This is a genomic window from Luteimonas sp. 3794, from assembly GCF_031456825.1.
In the GTDB taxonomy this organism is placed as follows: domain Bacteria; phylum Pseudomonadota; class Gammaproteobacteria; order Xanthomonadales; family Xanthomonadaceae; genus Luteimonas.
This window is the reverse complement of record NZ_JAVDVJ010000003.1, coordinates 74,031-89,585: the sequence shown is the minus strand read 5'-3', so window position 1 is coordinate 89,585 and position 15,555 is coordinate 74,031. Positions and strand designations below refer to the sequence as shown.

General features: G+C 68.4%; 13 protein-coding genes. 2 read left to right on the top strand and 11 right to left on the bottom strand.

Going from position 1 to position 15,555, the window contains the following annotated elements; all coding sequences use genetic code 11:
- The first annotated feature begins 97 nt into the window (after nt 1-97).
- Nucleotides 98-664, top strand: a complete 567-nt coding sequence (locus tag J2X52_RS06590; RefSeq protein ID WP_310150522.1) for a Dps family protein — start codon at nt 98-100, stop codon at nt 662-664.
- A 161-nt stretch (nt 665-825) separates the two neighbouring features.
- Here J2X52_RS06590 and J2X52_RS06585 read toward each other — a convergent pair whose 3' ends face one another.
- The 11 genes from J2X52_RS06585 to J2X52_RS06535 form a co-directional block, all read right to left on the bottom strand.
- The gene (locus J2X52_RS06585; RefSeq protein WP_310150519.1) at nt 826-2,532 is read right to left on the bottom strand and encodes a BatD family protein; all 1,707 of its coding nucleotides are present in this window, start codon (nt 2,530-2,532) and stop codon (nt 826-828) included.
- Nucleotides 2,529-4,274, bottom strand: coding sequence for a VWA domain-containing protein (locus J2X52_RS06580; RefSeq protein ID WP_310150516.1), 1,746 nt, complete (start codon nt 4,272-4,274; stop codon nt 2,529-2,531). The genes J2X52_RS06585 and J2X52_RS06580 overlap by 4 nt, the downstream gene beginning before the upstream one ends.
- Complete coding sequence (locus J2X52_RS06575; protein WP_310150514.1) at nt 4,271-5,293, bottom strand: VWA domain-containing protein; 1,023 nt, start codon at nt 5,291-5,293, stop codon at nt 4,271-4,273. The genes J2X52_RS06580 and J2X52_RS06575 overlap by 4 nt, the downstream gene beginning before the upstream one ends.
- Nucleotides 5,290-5,754, bottom strand: a complete 465-nt coding sequence (locus J2X52_RS06570; RefSeq protein WP_310150511.1) for a DUF4381 domain-containing protein — start codon at nt 5,752-5,754, stop codon at nt 5,290-5,292. Before J2X52_RS06570 ends, J2X52_RS06575 begins: the two co-directional genes overlap by 4 nt.
- A complete protein-coding gene (locus J2X52_RS06565) occupies nt 5,754-6,665 on the bottom strand; it encodes a DUF58 domain-containing protein (RefSeq protein ID WP_310150509.1) in 912 nt (303 codons plus the stop codon). Before J2X52_RS06565 ends, J2X52_RS06570 begins: the two co-directional genes overlap by 1 nt.
- Complete coding sequence (locus J2X52_RS06560) at nt 6,662-7,660, bottom strand: MoxR family ATPase (protein ID WP_310150504.1); 999 nt, start codon at nt 7,658-7,660, stop codon at nt 6,662-6,664. The genes J2X52_RS06565 and J2X52_RS06560 overlap by 4 nt, the downstream gene beginning before the upstream one ends.
- 143 nt (nt 7,661-7,803) lie before the next feature.
- Nucleotides 7,804-9,705, bottom strand: a complete 1,902-nt coding sequence (gene pilQ, locus J2X52_RS06555; RefSeq protein WP_310150502.1) for a type IV pilus secretin PilQ — start codon at nt 9,703-9,705, stop codon at nt 7,804-7,806.
- A gap of 14 nt (nt 9,706-9,719) precedes the next feature.
- The gene (locus tag J2X52_RS06550; protein WP_310150499.1) at nt 9,720-10,262 is read right to left on the bottom strand and encodes a pilus assembly protein PilP; all 543 of its coding nucleotides are present in this window, start codon (nt 10,260-10,262) and stop codon (nt 9,720-9,722) included.
- Nucleotides 10,262-10,924 (bottom strand): type 4a pilus biogenesis protein PilO, encoded by a 663-nt coding sequence (gene pilO, locus J2X52_RS06545; protein WP_310150496.1) that lies wholly within the window; start codon nt 10,922-10,924, stop codon nt 10,262-10,264. The genes J2X52_RS06550 and pilO overlap by 1 nt, the downstream gene beginning before the upstream one ends.
- The gene (locus J2X52_RS06540) at nt 10,921-11,571 is read right to left on the bottom strand and encodes a PilN domain-containing protein (protein ID WP_310150493.1); all 651 of its coding nucleotides are present in this window, start codon (nt 11,569-11,571) and stop codon (nt 10,921-10,923) included. The genes pilO and J2X52_RS06540 overlap by 4 nt, the downstream gene beginning before the upstream one ends.
- The gene (locus J2X52_RS06535) at nt 11,571-12,629 is read right to left on the bottom strand and encodes a pilus assembly protein PilM (protein ID WP_310150490.1); all 1,059 of its coding nucleotides are present in this window, start codon (nt 12,627-12,629) and stop codon (nt 11,571-11,573) included. Before J2X52_RS06535 ends, J2X52_RS06540 begins: the two co-directional genes overlap by 1 nt.
- Before the next feature lie 204 nt (nt 12,630-12,833).
- On the opposite strand from J2X52_RS06535, the gene J2X52_RS06530 reads away from it, so the two are divergent.
- Complete coding sequence (locus tag J2X52_RS06530; RefSeq protein ID WP_310150487.1) at nt 12,834-15,386, top strand: penicillin-binding protein 1A; 2,553 nt, start codon at nt 12,834-12,836, stop codon at nt 15,384-15,386.
- The last annotated feature ends 169 nt before the right edge of the window (nt 15,387-15,555 follow it).

The following is a 15,555-nucleotide window of genomic DNA, read 5'->3' as shown; positions in this document are numbered from 1 at the left end:
CTGCGTCACGCCCGGAACCCGCCCTCAAGTCACATATCCACAACGGATGCGCCTCTATTGTGAGCGCAATCCCCTCACCACTCACCGGAGTCCTGCCATGGCCAAGGCCAAGCCGAGCAAATCCAAGAAGTCTTCTGCGGCACCGGTTGCCCCGGCAGTCGCGTCGCCCGACGCACAGTCGAAGGCGCCGGCCATCGATATCGGGATCAGCGACGCCGATCGCAAGGCGGTCGCCCAGCATCTGTCGGTGTTTCTGGCCGATGCCTACACGCTGTATCTCAAGACCCACAACTTCCACTGGAACGTCACCGGGCCGATGTTCAACGCCCTGCACGTGATGTTCGAAGGCCAGTACACCGAACAGTGGAATGCGCTGGACGAGATCGCCGAGCGCATCCGCGCGCTGGGATACAACGCGCCGGGCTCGTACGGTGAGTTCATCCAGCTGTCGTCGATCAAGGAAGAGCCGGGCCTGGAGAAGGCGCCGGACTGGCGCGAGATGGTGCGCCAGCTCGTCGTCGGCAACGAGGCCGTCTGCCGCAGCGCGCGCAAGGCGCTGGATGTGGCCGATGACGCCGACGACGATCCGACCGAGGACATGCTGATCCAGCGTCTGCAGACCCACGAGAAGAACGCCTGGATGCTGCGCTCGCTGCTGCAGTAAACGCCGCGCTCCGGTTTTGGAGAACGCCCGGCATTGCCGGGCGTTCTCGTATCTGCATGTCCGAATCGCTTCAAATCGTTTCCAGCGGCTCGACACGGGTTGCGTGCGGAAAACCCCGGGGGCAATGTCGGATTGACCGATGACAGCGTGCGGGGCCCGACCTAGCGGCGCGGGTAGAGCGGCGGCAGCGTCGGGCCTCGCGTCGCTTGCGCCGGGTCGGGGCGCCAGGCCGCGCCGCCTCGGAATGCCGCACGCAGCGCCTGACGGGCGCCCGGCAGGTCGCCGTCGGTCCAGCGCGCGCGCTGCCACAAACTGACGGCCTCGCGTTGCGGCGCTGCGTCGAGTAGGGCGACCACTGCATCCAGATCCGCGGCAGGCGGATCTTTCAACGCGCGCAGCGCGGCTTCGACCTCGGCGGGTTCACCCGTCTGCAGGACATGCATCAGCCGACGTTGCGCCTGCGCCTCGGTATACGTGTGCTGCGGTCCCGCAGCTGCATCACGCGGCAGTGGCGACAGCCCGCGTGCATGCACCGGCGGGGCGAACGCTTGCTGGCGATACAACCGCCACGCCAGCCATGCGGTCGCCAGCCACAGTGCGGCCAGCAGCGCAGCCAGCGCAGGCCATAGCGGTGAGCCTCCGGAACTGGACGGCGTCTCGCGTGGACCGGGCGCGGGCGCTGTGTCCACTCCGATCGTCCCGGCCTGCACGTCACCGGCCGCAACCGCCAGCCGGACGGCAGGCGGACCGACCTCGCGCGCCGCGCCCGCGCGCACGTCCCACCACGCGATGCGCGGCCCCGGCACCTGCAACGTGCCTTCGGCACGTGGCACCACCGAGTAGCGTCGCGTCAGCCGCACCCGCGGCCGTCCGTCTTCGAAACTCTCGTCGTACTGCGGCGGCTCGGCAAAGACCTGGGCGCCCTGCAAAGGCGGCAGGGCGATCTCCGGCAACTGGGTGCCGACCGCGCCGTCGAATACCGCCTCCAGCACGAACGTGCTCGCCTCGCCGGTACGGCCTTCGGCCGGCGCTTCCAGCCAGCGCGCCTGCACGCCGTACAGCGGCAGCCACGGCTGCGGCGCATTCGCCGGCATCGCGCGTACATCGAGGACGCTGGGGGGGCCGTTCGCCGACAGTTCCCGCGGCCCGCGATTGAAGACGTCGTCGAACATGCCGCCGCCGGCGCCACGCCCCTCGAAGCGTGCGCCCGGAATCGACAGTGTGCCGCTGCGCTCGGGCACGATCTGGAAACGACGCTCGACCACGGTGTAGCGGCGTCCATCGATATCGCGGCTGTACTGCACATCGCTGCCGATGCGTTGCATCGACGCGCCCTCGGGCGACGGCTGGTCGAGACTGCCCGAAACCAGCGGCGTCGCGTAGTAGAGCCTCAGCACGTAGCCCACCGACTGCTGCACGTAAGGCGACTGCACGTCGATATCGGCCTCGATGAACGCCGGCGCGCCATCACGCGCTGCGGTGACCGCGGCGGGTGCCACGCTGAGCGACAGCGGTGCGGTGCGTGCACCGCCGACCTGCAGGGCCGGCACCGTCAGCACGCCTTCGCGACGTGGGCGCAGCGCGACGCCGAACAACGAACGCGAGACGCGCCGGCCGCCGCTGAGCGCCACTTCGCGCCGGCTGGTATGACCACTGACCTCGAAATCGCGCGCAAGCGGCGCCCAGTCCGGTGTCTCTCCAGCGCCCTCCGTTTCAACATTGAGCGTGGTGGTTTCGCCGAAGGCGATGCGGTCGCGATCAAGCCAGGCGCGGGTCTGCGCGTGCGCGGCGCCGATGACACATGACAGCACCAGTACCGCGACGATCCATGCCGCGGATCGCGCGCCTGTCGAACGCACAGTCTTCATCGGTCGCCTCCCGTCGCGCGACGCTCGTGTTCGAGCCGGAATTTCGCCCGCAACAAGCCACCCGGATCGTCGGGGACGCGGCGCAACCAGGCCGCATTCGCCTGTTCGCGTTCGTCGCCGGCATCGCCATACGGCGCGCCGCTCGCAGGCGCTTGATCACCTGCCTCCGGTTGCCCTTCAAGCGCGCGCTGCATGCGTTCGCGCTGCTGGGCATCCGCATCGCGCTGCGCCTGCGCGTCGGCCGGAGGCGGCGCCACCGATTCCTGTGGCTGCGCATCCTCGGGCGACGGACGTGTATCGCCCTGCCCCTGCGCGTCACCGGCCTGACTGTCCGAGGAATCCCCTGCATCGCCCGGTTTCGGCTGGCTGTCGCCATCGCGTGGCTTCTGCGGCGCGCGGGGATCCTCCCCTGGACCCGGTGGCGGCTTGCGCTTGCGCGCGGCCTCGACGGCTGCACGGTTGGCCAGCGCATCGGCCATGCCCGGCTGCTGCGAGAGCGCCTCGTCATAGGCGGCAATTGCCTCGTCGAAGCGGCCGAGCCGCGCCAGCGCATTGCCGCGGTTGTAGGCTGCATCGATGCCCGGCAAGCCGGCCCAGGCCTGCAGGGCTTCTTCGTAGCGCTCGTCGCGATAGGCGGCCGCGCCATCGCGCATCTGCGCATGGGCGACCTGGTCGGCGCGCTGCCAGGGAGTGGCGGCCGGCGCCTGGGCCTGTGCGGACAGCGGCGACAGCAGTGGGAACACGGCGACCATCGCCACGCAGGCCAGGCCCGACCCGCGCCGGAACGCCAGGAGCACCAGGGCGAGCAGTGGCAGCACCAGCCAGTAGCCCTGGTCGAGGACGCGACGCACACTGGCGTCTGCAGGTGCGGCGCCTGCCGCCGATATCGCGTCCGGCGTCAGCACGCCCAGCGCGCGCAAGTCGTCATCGTCGATCGACAGCGCGTGATACCGCCCCTCGCCTGCGACCGCGAGTGCACGCAGGGAGACCGGGTCCAGACGCGCGTGCGCAAGCCCGCCATCGGCATTGCGGTACGCGGCGCCGGCCGTGGTCCCGAGCCCGAGGACGGACACGCGATACCCCATGCGCGCGGCAATGCCCGCTTCCGCCACCGCTGCCGTATCCGCGTCGCCGGTCACCAGGAGGATGTCGCCACGCAAGGCCTGCCCCTGTCGCAACAGACGCGTCGCCTGCGTGATCGCGCGGTCGGCGCGATGGCCATCGACCGGCATGATTTCCGGCGACAGCGCATCGAGATACAGCGCCACGTTGCGCGCATCGTCGGTCAGCGGTGCCACGGTAAATGCATCGTCGGCATACGCCACCAGGGCGATCTGGCCGGCGCCGCGCTCGGCCAGCAGCTGCGACAGCTTCGCCCGCGCCTGCAGCAACCGCGACGGCGGCAGATCACTGGCGGTGCTCGCTGACGAGAGATCGATCGCGACGACCAGCGGCGCCATGCCCTGCGTGTCGAGCGGCACTGCGACCTCGCGCCAACCCGGCCCGGCCAGCGCCAGCACTGCCAACAGACCGGCGAGCAGCCACGCGGCAAGTCCCAGCAGACCGCGACGGTCAGGGCGCGCCTCGAGCAGGTGCGCGAGCAGGTGGGGATCCACTGCCTCGCGCCAGGCGTCGACACTGCGCCGACGGCGCCACCAGATCCAGCCCAGCGCCGGCAGCAGCAGAAGCGCCCACAACCAGCCGGGACGCGCGAACTGCAGTGCATCCAGGGACAGACTCACGCGGCAGCCTCACGACGTGGGCGCCACGGCGGCAACAGCGCGAGCAGCAGAACCCCGCATGCCGCCCCGAGCGGCAACGGATAACGCTCGATGCGCGGGCGCAACGCGGGGCCGGGTTGCGCGACAGGTTCGAGACGGTCGATCTCGCCGTAGATGCCGGCAAGCTCGTCGATATCGCGCGCGCGGAATGCGCGACCGCCGGTGGTTTCGGCGATCCGTTGCAGCGCCGCCTCATCGATCGCGGGCTCGCTACCGGGCATCTGGAATCCGAACAGGCCGCCCGCACCCGCATCGCTGCCGAATGCGATCGTGTGTACGCGCACGCCGGCATCGCGGGCCAGCTCGGCAGCCTTCTCCGGGGTCAACGCGCCGGCATTGCTGACGCCGTCGGTCAGCAGGATCAGCAGGCGCTGGCCACGTGGCGCATCCTGCAGACGCTTGACGGCAAGTCCGATCGCATCGCCGATCGCGGTTTCGCGCCCGACGAGGCCGACGACGGTCGCGTCGAGCTGCTGGCGCACACTCTCGCGGTCCAGCGTCATCGGCGTCATCGCATACGCGCGCTGGCCGAACACGATCAGACCGATGCGGTCGCCGGCGCGGCGCTCGAGAAAATCCGCGATCACCGCCTTCGCCGCGGTCAGCCGATCCACGGGGCGCCGGCCGACGAACATGTCCTCCTCGCTCATGCTGCCCGACAGGTCCACGGCGAGCATCAGATCGCGGGCATTGCGCGGTGGTTGTTCGGCTTCGCCCCACTGCAGGGGACGCGCGGCAGCGATGCACAGCAGAGACCAGGCGATCCACAGCAACCAGGGTGTGGCGGACGGGCCTGACGCCTTGCCGGGGCTCGACAGCGCGCCCAGCCCGCGGTAGGGCACGCGCAGCGCGCCACCATGGGATTGCAGGGGCGGCATGTAGCGCCGCACCAGCCATGGCAACGGAATCGCGAGCAGCCACCAGGGCCAGGCGAAGGTCTCGCGCAATGTCTGCAGCCAGACGGGCACATCAGCACTCATTGACCGCGGCCCATCATCAATCCGACGAAGCGCCTGCGCGCCAGGGCGTGCAAGGTGGTGGTCTCCAGTGCGTGCGCATCACGACGGAATGCGCCGTCCCGCAGCACGGCGCCGGCGCCGGTCGAGAACGGCGCGCCCGCTGCGCCGGCGTCGAGGAACGACAGCCAGTCATCGCCCTGCAGACGATCGGCGTCGGAGCGATGCCGTCGCGCCGCACGCCGCAGCAACGACGACATCGCGGCGATCCGCCCGGCCGCGTCGCCGGCGACCGCGACTTCGCGATCGAACAGCCGTTGCCAGCGTCGCCGCTGCCAGGCGCGGAACATGCGCCAAGCGGCGAGGCCACAGACGATCGCCAGCAGCGCAGCGCCCACCCACCACCAGCCCACGGCCGGCGGCCACCACGACGGCGCGGTGGACTGGTGGATATCGCGCAGCACCAGATCGGGCATCGTCGCCATCACATTGCCCGACCACGCGCGAAGGCGGGCAACCAGACATCGCTCGCGGCGTCGCTGGACAGGGGCTCGACGCCGATGCCCGCGCGCCGCAGATGCGCGATGGCCTCGTCGCGCGGCACGTCGAATGCGTCGCGCCAACGCGCGCGTTGCGACGCGCCCGACAGATCGAGATCGACCCGGCCCTCGGCGCTGGCGAATCCGAGTCGCGCGCGCGGCGGCTGGCGTTCGACGGGATCGTCGAGCAGCAAGACAAGCGCATCGCAATGCGCGCCGACCGCCGCCCAGTCGCGCGCCGGCACCGCCGCGGCGCTGATCGCGTCCGCCAGCACCAGCAGTCGCGAGCCCGGGCGGAGCAGGCGCCGCGCATGGTCCATTGCTACGCCCAGGCCTGCATCGTCTTCGGGCGGCTGCGCATACCAGCGCGTCAGCGCGTGCAGCACCCGCAGGGCGCCGCGCGTCCCACCCGCAGGCGCCACCGGCGCTTCGATGACCGAGCCGCGCAGGGCTGCGACGCGATCACCGTTCGCAGCCGCCGACCAGGCCGCGATCGCACCCGCGCGTGCGGCCTGGGTGGATTTGAAGCGCACCCGCGTACCGAAGTAGAGCGCGGCGGCGGTGTCGGCCACGATCAACGTCAGACGCTCGCGCTCGCGCTGGAAGGTCTTGGTGTGCGGGCGCCCGGTCCGCGCGGTCACGCGCCAGTCGATGTGGCGGGCATCATCTCCGGCGACGTAGTCGCGCGACTCCGCGTACTCCATGCCCTGACCGCGCTGCGGTGACGGCGCCAGCGCGCGCGCGCCGCTGCGCGCACGACGCACGGCGCCGCGTTGCCGCGCGAGTGGACGCAGTGCGACCAGTTCCGCCAGCGACGGCCGGATGCCCGGCGCGACATCCGCGTCGGCGGGATTCACGGCAGCGGCACCCGCTCGATCAACGCCTGCACCAGACGTTCGCCATCCCAGCCTTCGGCCGTGGCCTCGTAGCTCGGCAGTACCCGGTGGCGCAATACGTCGGGCGCGACGGCGCGCACGTCGTCGGGGGTCACGAAATCACGCCCCGCCAGCCATGCCGTCGCACGCGCGCAACGCTCCAGCGCGATCGAGCCACGCGGGCTCGCGCCCCAGGCAATGCGCGCGGCAAGGGCGGCGTCGTACCGGGCAGCGTCGCGCGACGCCAGCACAAGTTCGACCAGATAGCGTTCAACGGCCGGCGCCATATGCATCGCCAGCACGGCGCGCCGCGCCTCGAACAACTGCGCGAGCGGCATCCGTTCGACAGGCGTGGGCACGTCATCGAGCTGGGCCACCGCGCGATCACGCGCGAGCTGCAGGATGCGCGCCTCGGCGTCCGCTTCCGGGTAGCCCACGCGCACGTGCATCAGAAAGCGATCGAGCTGGGCTTCAGGCAGGGGGAACGTGCCCTCCTGTTCGATCGGGTTCTGGGTGGCCATGACCAGGAACAGATCCGGCAGTCGATAGGTCTGCCGGCCCACCGTGACCTGGCGTTCGCCCATCGCCTCGAGCAATGCGGACTGCACCTTCGCCGGCGCGCGGTTGATCTCGTCGGCCAGCAGCAGCGGATGGAAGATCGGCCCGGGCTGAAACTCGAAGCGCCCATCCTGCGGACGCCAGATCTCGGTGCCGGTCAGATCGGCGGGCAGCAGATCCGGCGTGAACTGCACGCGCGCGAAGTCGGCATCCAGGCGCGCAGCCAATGCGCGTACCGCCATGGTCTTCGCAAGCCCGGGCGCGCCTTCGACCAGCAGATGCCCATCGGCGAGCAGCGCCACCAGCAGCCGCTCCACCAGTGCCGCCTGCCCGATGATCTCTTCCGACAGCGCATCACGCAGCGCCACAAAGCGCGAATGCAGGTCGCCCGCAGTGCCATCAACCACGTTCATCGCCATCCTCGATCATCGGCGCAGATTGCGCAGAGGCCCAGTTTGACCGGAACTGATGGCGGAGGTTCAAACCGCCAGCCCAACCGGCGACGCGCAAACGCGAACGGGGCCCAAAGGCCCCGTCGCTTGAAACCGGTCGCTCGCGCCGATCAGTTGATCGGACGCTGCGCCACGCGCATGACCTTCGGGGTGACGAAGATCAGCAGCTCAGCCTTCTCCTTGGTCCGGCCCCGACTTTTGAAAAGGTTGCCGAGGATCGGAATATCACCGAGAAACGGCACCTTGCGAAGCGAAGCACGGTCGGTGAACTCGTAGACGCCACCGATCGCGACGGTCTGACCGTCATCGATCAGCACCGCGGTAGTCACGTTGCGCTTGCTGATCAGCGGCACTTCGCCGAGGCTCCCGTATTCGACGAACCGCACGATCTCGTCCTTCTTGATGTCCATCGCCAGAAACACGCGACCGTCATTAGTGATCGTCGGCGTGACCTTGAGTTCAAGCAGGACATCCTTGAATTCGACGGTAGGGACGCTGTTGCTCTGACCACCGGTCACCGTGAGATAACCCACCTCCTGACCCTGGCTGATGATTGCCTCGCGCTGGTTGCTGGTGACGATGCGCGGGTTAGAGATCACCTCGCCTCGCCCCTCGGTCTGCAATGCCTGCAGCTCCACGGCCCAGTCGATGGTGCGTCCGAGAATCGTAAAGCCGAGCGTGGGTGCACCGCCCTCAAGCGCCACAGGAAGGTTCACATTCAACCCACCGGGAGTCAGGTCCGCACCCAGCCCGCCGCCGACAGTGACACTTTCCTTGGTGGCACTGACACCGAAGCGCGCGCCCAGCTCACGCGCGAAATTCTCGTTGGCGATCACGATCCGGGCTTCGATCACCACCTGGTCGACGGGCTTGTCGAGCATCTCGACAAGGCGCCTGATTTCGCCGACCCGCTGTGGAATATCGATGACCAGCAGGGTATTCGTTCGGCGATCGAAGCTCAGGCTGCCGCGCGAGGAAAGAAATCCCGCGTCGCGACTCTGGGTCCCGCTGCCACCGCCACCGCCGGAGCCGCCACCACGCATCGAGGTCTTGCTCTCATCCGTCAGCAGCTTGGCGATGTCTTCCGCATTGCCGTAGCTGATCGGGATGTACTCCGTGGTCATTTCGGCACGCTCTTCGATCGCCAGACGCGCGTCTTCCTTGGCCTGCTCGAACGCGGCGATCTCGCTCTGCGGTGCCACCCAGACCACGTTGCCACTGCGACGCTTGTCGAGGGACTTGGCCTGCAGGACGATGTCCAGGGCCTGGTCCCAGGGCACGTTCTGCAGGCGCAGGGTCACGTTGCCGGTCACGCTGTCGCTGGCGACGATGTTGAGATCCGACTCGTCGGCGATCAGCTGCAGCACCGTACGAACCGGGACGTCCTGGAAGTTGAACGTGACGGGCGCGCCGCCATAGGCGCGGACCTCCGACACCGTTGCCGAGGCTGCCTGGCCCATCGTCGCGGCGGTTGTGGCCGCGCCGACCGCACGGTCGCTGGCAACAGCGCTCGTGCGCGGGATGATTTCGACGATGTAGTCGCGCCCGCTCTGGTAGGCCATCGGCTCGAACTCGCCACGGGCGCTGAGCACAACCTGCGTGCCATCAGCGCCTTGGCGGGCGTCGATGCGCTGCACCGGCGTCGCGAAATCGGTCACGTTGAGCGGCCGCTGCAACGCAGCCGGCAGAGTCGCGCCGCCGAGGTTGATGACGACATTGCCCCCCTGGGTACGCAGGTCGGGCGCGGCACCGTCTCCGTCAAAACGGAGCACCAGCTTGCCCGAGCCGCCATCGCCGCGACGGAAATCGATATCCGTCACCGCGACTGCGCCAGCCGGCTGGGCTGCGACAGTTGAGGCCTGCAGCAGCGGCAGCATCGATGCAGGCGTGGGCGCCTGCGCTGCATGTGCGCCGCTGAATGTCGCCACCAGTCCGATGGCAAGACCGAGCGCGCCGGCCCGCACCGATGTCATCCGGCCCGACTGCAGGCTTCCCGCGTTGCTCACGGTCATGTTGCTTCCCCTCATCATTGTTCGTTCAGCGCGAGCGAAGCCGGACGTTCCAACCAGCCGCCGGCGCCATCGGGCACGAGCTCGACGAGCTCGATGCGATTTTCGTTGACCGAGGTGACACGGCCATCGTTCTGTCCCAGGTAATTGCCCGGGGTAATGCGGTAGGTCACCTTGTCCGGCGCAAGCACCAGACCGACGATGCGGCCACCGGTACCGATGGTCCCCACCATCGACATGCTGTCGAGCGGATACTGCTCGGTGATTTCCTTGCGCCGGTTCGAGTCGGGACGCGGGCCACTGCCGCCGCCGTCGTCCGTGAACGCATTGCTGAAGGGATCGCGAATGCCCTGCGCCGAGTACTCGAAGGTCTCGAACTGCTGCATCACCGGCAGGGGCTCGAGCGCGGGCGCGGGCCGTTGCTTGACCTCTTCGGCCCAGACTTCGAGGTTGGGGGCATCGCCCGGCTCACTGGTGACACCGCGGCCGCAGCCGGCCACGCCGAGCGCCAGGGCCAGCAGCGCGAAGCCCCGGATCGTCCTGCTCGCCTGTCCAGCCATCACGGCGCCACCTCCACGGACTGCGCCTGCGCAGCAGCCTCATCCTCGTCCAGATACCGGTAGGTCTTCACCGTGCCGGAAAGCTCGAGGCTGGAGTTGGGACCGATCGCCGCCAGACCATCGGCGCCTGCGGCGCGGGGTTTGAGCGAGATGTCGTGCATCGTCATGATCACCACGCGGGGCAAGGAAGCAACGCCGCTGACGAACGCGCCGAACTGGTGGTACGTGCCCACCATGCGCAGCGAGATCGGTTGCTCGGCATAGAACTCGCGCGGCGTTTCCTCGCCCGGCTTGAACAGGTCGTTCTGGATGCCGGTGGCGATGGCGGTCTGCGAGATATCGACGATCAGGTCCGGCATTTCGGTCTTGCTCGGCAACTGCCGCAGCATCTGCTGGAGCTGTTGTTCCATCTGCGCCAGCTGCTGCTTCAGCGGCTCGAGGTTCGCGGCCTTGCCCTGCTTGGTCTCGAAGTCGAGGCGCAGACCCGCTTCCTGCGACTCCAGGCTGGTCAGTTCGGCGCCCTTCTCCCGCGTGACGACGTACCACAGCAGCACGAAGATCAGCAGGCCCACCAGAATGCAGGCACCGATCCGGTACTCACGCGGCCATGAGCCGGTGTTGTTGAAGTCGAGCTCGCGCAGCGACATCTTCTTCTTGCTCACGAGGCAGCTCCTTCGACAACGGGTGCGGCCACCGGCGTAGCGCCGGGCATCTCGTCGTTCGGCATGGCGGGGTCTGCGCCTTCCGCGGCTGCCGCTTCCTTCGCTGCCGGCGTGGAGAGCTGCACACTCAGCGTGAATGCATAGGGCAGGCCCGGCACGCCGTCCTGCGCCTCGATCACCGACAGCTGCGGACTGGTCATCCAGCCGGAGCCGTCGAGCGAGCGCATATAGGTGCTGACCCGCGCGTTCGACTGCGAGCGACCTTCCAGCGTCAGGGTCTGGCCTTCCTGCTTGAGGGAGGTCAGCAGCACGCCGTCGGGAATCGTCCGCACCAACTGGTCGAACAGGTGGACCATCTGCGAGCGGTTGCCCTGCAACTGCTCGATGACCGCCTTGCGCGCGAGCAGGCGTGCGCGCTGCGACTCCAGTGCATCGATCTCGGTGATCTGCGTGTCGACCGCGGCGATCTGCTGCTGCAGGAACGCATTGCGCTCGTTCTGACCGTCGATCTGCGCGTTGTAGTACATGTTCACGAGGAACCACAGCGCCACGCCGGCTGCCGCCGCGATGCCCACCATCACGCCGAATTCCTTCTGCCGCTGCTTGCGCCGTTCGGCGCGCCACGGGAGGAGATTGATCCTGGACATCAGTCGAAGCTCCTCAGCGCGAGGCCGCAGGCGATCATGAGCGCGGGCGCGTCCTGGGCCAGCGCATGCGCCTGCACGCGGGGCCCGAGGGTCATCTGGGCGAGCGGATTGGCGAGCACGGTCTGCACGCCCAGCTGCTCCTCGACCATTTCGGCGACCCCCGGAATCGATGCGCATCCACCGGCAAGCACCACCTGGTCAACCCGGTTGAAGTCGCTGCCTGCATAGAAGAACTGCAGCAGACGGCTGACCTGCTGGACCATCGCTTCCTTGAATGGCTCAAGCACTTCGACTTCGTAACTTTCCGGCAAGCCGCCCTGGCGCTTGGCCAAGCCGGCTTCCTCGTAGCTGAGGCCGTAGCGTCGCATCACCTCGTCGGTGAGCTGCTTGCCGCCGAACACCTGCTCGCGCGAGTACAGGCTGCGCCCGTGGCGCAGCACGTTGAGCGTGGTCATCGTCGCGCCGACATCGACCAGTGCGACCACGCCGTCGGTCGGCATGCTCAGCGTGCCGGCGATCATGGCGAAGGCGTTCTCGACCGCGAAGGCTTCGACGTCGATGACCCTGGCGGTCAGCCCGCCCAGCTCCAGCGCCGAGGCGCGCAGCTCGACGTTCTCCGAGCGCGAGGCCGCGAGCAGCACCTGCACCATCTCGACGTTGCCGGGCATCGGCCCAAGCACCTCGAAATCGAGGTTCACTTCCTCGATCGGATACGGGATGTAGTTCACCGCCTCGAGTTCGACCTGCGATTCGAGATCGTCCTCGTCGAGATCAGCCGGCATCGGGATGGTCTTGGTGATGACCGCCGAGCCTGCGACCGCGGCCGCCGCGTGCCTGGCCTTGCTGCCCGAGCGCGACACCGCGCGACGGATCGCTTCGCCGACCGCCTCGACCTCGACGATGTTCTTTTCCACCACCGCATTGGGCGGCAGCGGTTCGACCGCGTAGTGCTCCACCCGATAGCGGTTGCCCTGGCGCGACAGCTGCAACAGCTTGACCGCGGTCGAGCTGATGTCGACGCCGATGACCGGCATCTGGCTTTTTGTGATGAGCCCCACGGTATATCCCCTTTGCCACGGGCGTTTAGCCACGCCTCGTGTCCCGGCGCATTAAATAGCGGACTTTCCTGACATTGGCAACACGCACGGTCGAATCCGGGAATCTGAACGCCCGGCGCCCGCTGCCTCAGGACCCCGCTTGCAAGCCCTGTTCCACCGAGCCCCAGCGGCGGCGCGCGGGCGCCTCCCCTATACTTCGCCGCCATGAGCCCAGCCCCTTCGTCGACGTCCAAGCCCCGCCCCTCCCGTTTCCGCCGTCTGCTGCGCTGGACCCTGGTCCTGGTGCTGGTGCTCGGTATCCTCGGTGCGGTGACCGGCGGCATCCTCTACGCAGCCGTCGCGTCGAAGCTGCCCGATGTCGAGTCCTTGCGCGACATCGAGATGCAGGAGCCGATGTATGTCTATGCCCGGGACGGTCGTCTGATCGCCCTGTTCGGCGAGACACGCCGCTATCCGGTCAAGATCGATGAGGTGCCCGAGCGCCTGAAGCAGGCCTTCCTGGCGACCGAGGACGCACGCTTCTACGAGCATGGCGGCATCGATTACCGCGGTGTTGCGCGCGCGCTGTGGCTGCTGGCGACGACCAACGACCGCCGCGTGCCTGGCGGTTCGACGATCACCCAGCAGGTCGCGCGCCAGTTCTTCCTGAGCTCGGAATACAGCTTCACCCGCAAGTTCGCCGAGATGCTGCTTGCACGGAAGATGGAGCAGAACCTGTCGAAGGACGAGATCTTCGAGCTCTACCTCAACAAGAGCTTCTTCGGCAACCGTGCCTACGGCGTGGCAGCGGCGGCCGAGTTCTACTACGGCAAGTCGCTGGCCGAGCTGGACCTCGACGAAATGGCGTCGCTTGCAGCCATCCCGAAGTTCCCGTCCAGCGGCAATCCGCTGAGCAATCCGGAGCGTGCGAAGGAGCGGCGGGACGTGTATGTGCTCGCGCGCATGCAGGAACTGGGCTTCATCAGCGCACAGGACGCCGCCGCCGCGCGCGCGGTCGAGATGCACGCCAGCCCGCACGAGCGTCCGATCGAGGTCTTCGCACCCTATGTGGCGGAAATGGTGCGACTGGAGATGGTCGCCCGCTACGGCGGTGACGTATTGACCCGCGGCTACCACGTCACGACCACGATCGATCCGACGATGCAGGCCGGGGCCGAGCTGGCCGTTCGCAACGGTCTGACCACCTACGACCGGCGCCACGGCTGGGTGAAGCCCACCGAGACCTTCGAGCTGGCGGCCGATGAGGACGCCGGCGCCATTGCGCGCCGCCTGCGCGGCATCGCGCCGCAGGGCGGCATGTTGCCCGCCATCGTCATGCGTAGCGGCGAGGGCACGGCCGACGTCGTACTGGCCGACGGCACCACGGTAACCCTTGATGCAGCGGCCAGCCGCTGGACCGGCAAGAACCCGGCCGCCCTGCTCACGCGCGGCGACCTGGCACGCGTGCGTCGTGTGGAGACCACGCCCAAGGCTCCTGCAGACGCCGCGCCCGACGCGCCGCCTGCCCCGCCGGTCGTCACCTGGCAGCTGGAGCAGTTGCCGCGCGCGCAGGCCACCCTCGTATCGATGGAACCCGACGACGGCGCGGTGCGCGCACTCATTGGCGGTTTCAGCTTCGCCGGCAGCAATTTCAATCGCGCCACGCAGTCACGGCGGCAGCCGGGCTCGAGCTTCAAGCCCTTCATCTTCGCGGCCTCATTCGAGAAAGGCTTCAATCCGGCGTCGATCGTGCTCGATGCGCCGGTGCTGTTCCGGATGCGCCGCGGACAGGACTGGCGCCCGCAGAACTCCGATGGCCGCTTCGTCGGCCCGATGCGCCTGCGCGAGGCCCTCGTGCAGTCTCGCAACCTCGTTGCCGTGCGCCTGCTAGACGCGATCGGCGTGGACTATGCACGTCGCTACATCAGCCATTTCGGCTTCGAGGAATCGCAACTGCCACCGAACCTGTCCATCGCCCTGGGCACGCCGTCGCTGACCCCGCTGGACGTGACCCGCGGCTACGCGGTGTTCTCCAACGGCGGATTCCGGGTGACGCCGTGGTTCATCGACGAGGTCCGTGACCGTGAGGGCACGTTGGTGTTCAAGGAAAATCCCGCACGCGCCTGCCGCAGCTGCGGGAGCGGCGGCACGCCCGGGCAGTCCTCGACGCCCGGCCACGTCGTCGACGGCTTCAACCTGGGGCCTGCTGCGGAGAAGCGTGAGGTCACCGCCGCGCCGGCCGAAGCCCAGGCACCGCCGGAGCCGCGCGCCGATGGCGCCGCCCCGGTGATGGCGCCGCGCGCCATCGACGAGCGGGTGGCGTACCAGATGATCTCGATGATGCGTGACGTGGTGCGCCGGGGCACCGGGACCGCGGCACGCGTGCTCGAACGCGAGGACGTGGGCGGCAAGACGGGCTCGACCAACGACCACCGCGATGCCTGGTTCTCCGGCTTCGGCGGCAACCTCGTGACGTCGGTGTGGGTGGGGCGCGACGACAACCGCTCGCTCGGTTTCCGCGAATACGGCGGCCGTTCGGCCCTGCCGATCTGGATCGACTTCATGCGCGTTGCGCTCGATGGCGTGCCCGAAGCAACGAACGAACCGCCGGAAGGCATGGTCCGGGTGGCGGTCACCGCCGGCGGTCGCCTGCTGCCGACCTCGTCGGACGGCGGCATCATCGAGTACGTCAAGGCGGAAGACCTGGACCGCATGGAGTCCGAGATCGACCTGCAGATCGACGATGTCCCGACGGAAGAAGCGTTCGACATCTTCTGACTGCTAGGGACCCTCTGAACAAGTCCGTCATTCCTGCGAAAGCGGGAATGAGGAGTAAGAGCGGAGTTGTCCGGACCTGCCCTAGCGGCAGGTCCCGCGCCATCGCTTTGATCAAGACACACGTCGGCGTGGGAAATGCCGTTTGGGGCGCGGCTGCAAGCTGAAGCGC

Coding starts and splice junctions, on each gene's coding strand:
- J2X52_RS06590 (WP_310150522.1), top strand. CDS start 98: ATGGCCAAGGCCAAGCCGAGCAAATCCAAGAAGTCTTCTGCGGCACCG.
- J2X52_RS06585 (WP_310150519.1), bottom strand. CDS start 2,532: ATGAAGACTGTGCGTTCGACAGGCGCGCGATCCGCGGCATGGATCGTC.
- J2X52_RS06575 (WP_310150514.1), bottom strand. CDS start 5,293: ATGAGTGCTGATGTGCCCGTCTGGCTGCAGACATTGCGCGAGACCTTC.
- J2X52_RS06570 (WP_310150511.1), bottom strand. CDS start 5,754: ATGGCGACGATGCCCGATCTGGTGCTGCGCGATATCCACCAGTCCACC.
- J2X52_RS06560 (WP_310150504.1), bottom strand. CDS start 7,660: ATGGCGATGAACGTGGTTGATGGCACTGCGGGCGACCTGCATTCGCGC.
- pilQ (WP_310150502.1), bottom strand. CDS start 9,705: ATGACCGTGAGCAACGCGGGAAGCCTGCAGTCGGGCCGGATGACATCG.
- J2X52_RS06550 (WP_310150499.1), bottom strand. CDS start 10,262: ATGGCTGGACAGGCGAGCAGGACGATCCGGGGCTTCGCGCTGCTGGCC.
- J2X52_RS06540 (WP_310150493.1), bottom strand. CDS start 11,571: ATGTCCAGGATCAATCTCCTCCCGTGGCGCGCCGAACGGCGCAAGCAG.
- J2X52_RS06530 (WP_310150487.1), top strand. CDS start 12,834: ATGAGCCCAGCCCCTTCGTCGACGTCCAAGCCCCGCCCCTCCCGTTTC.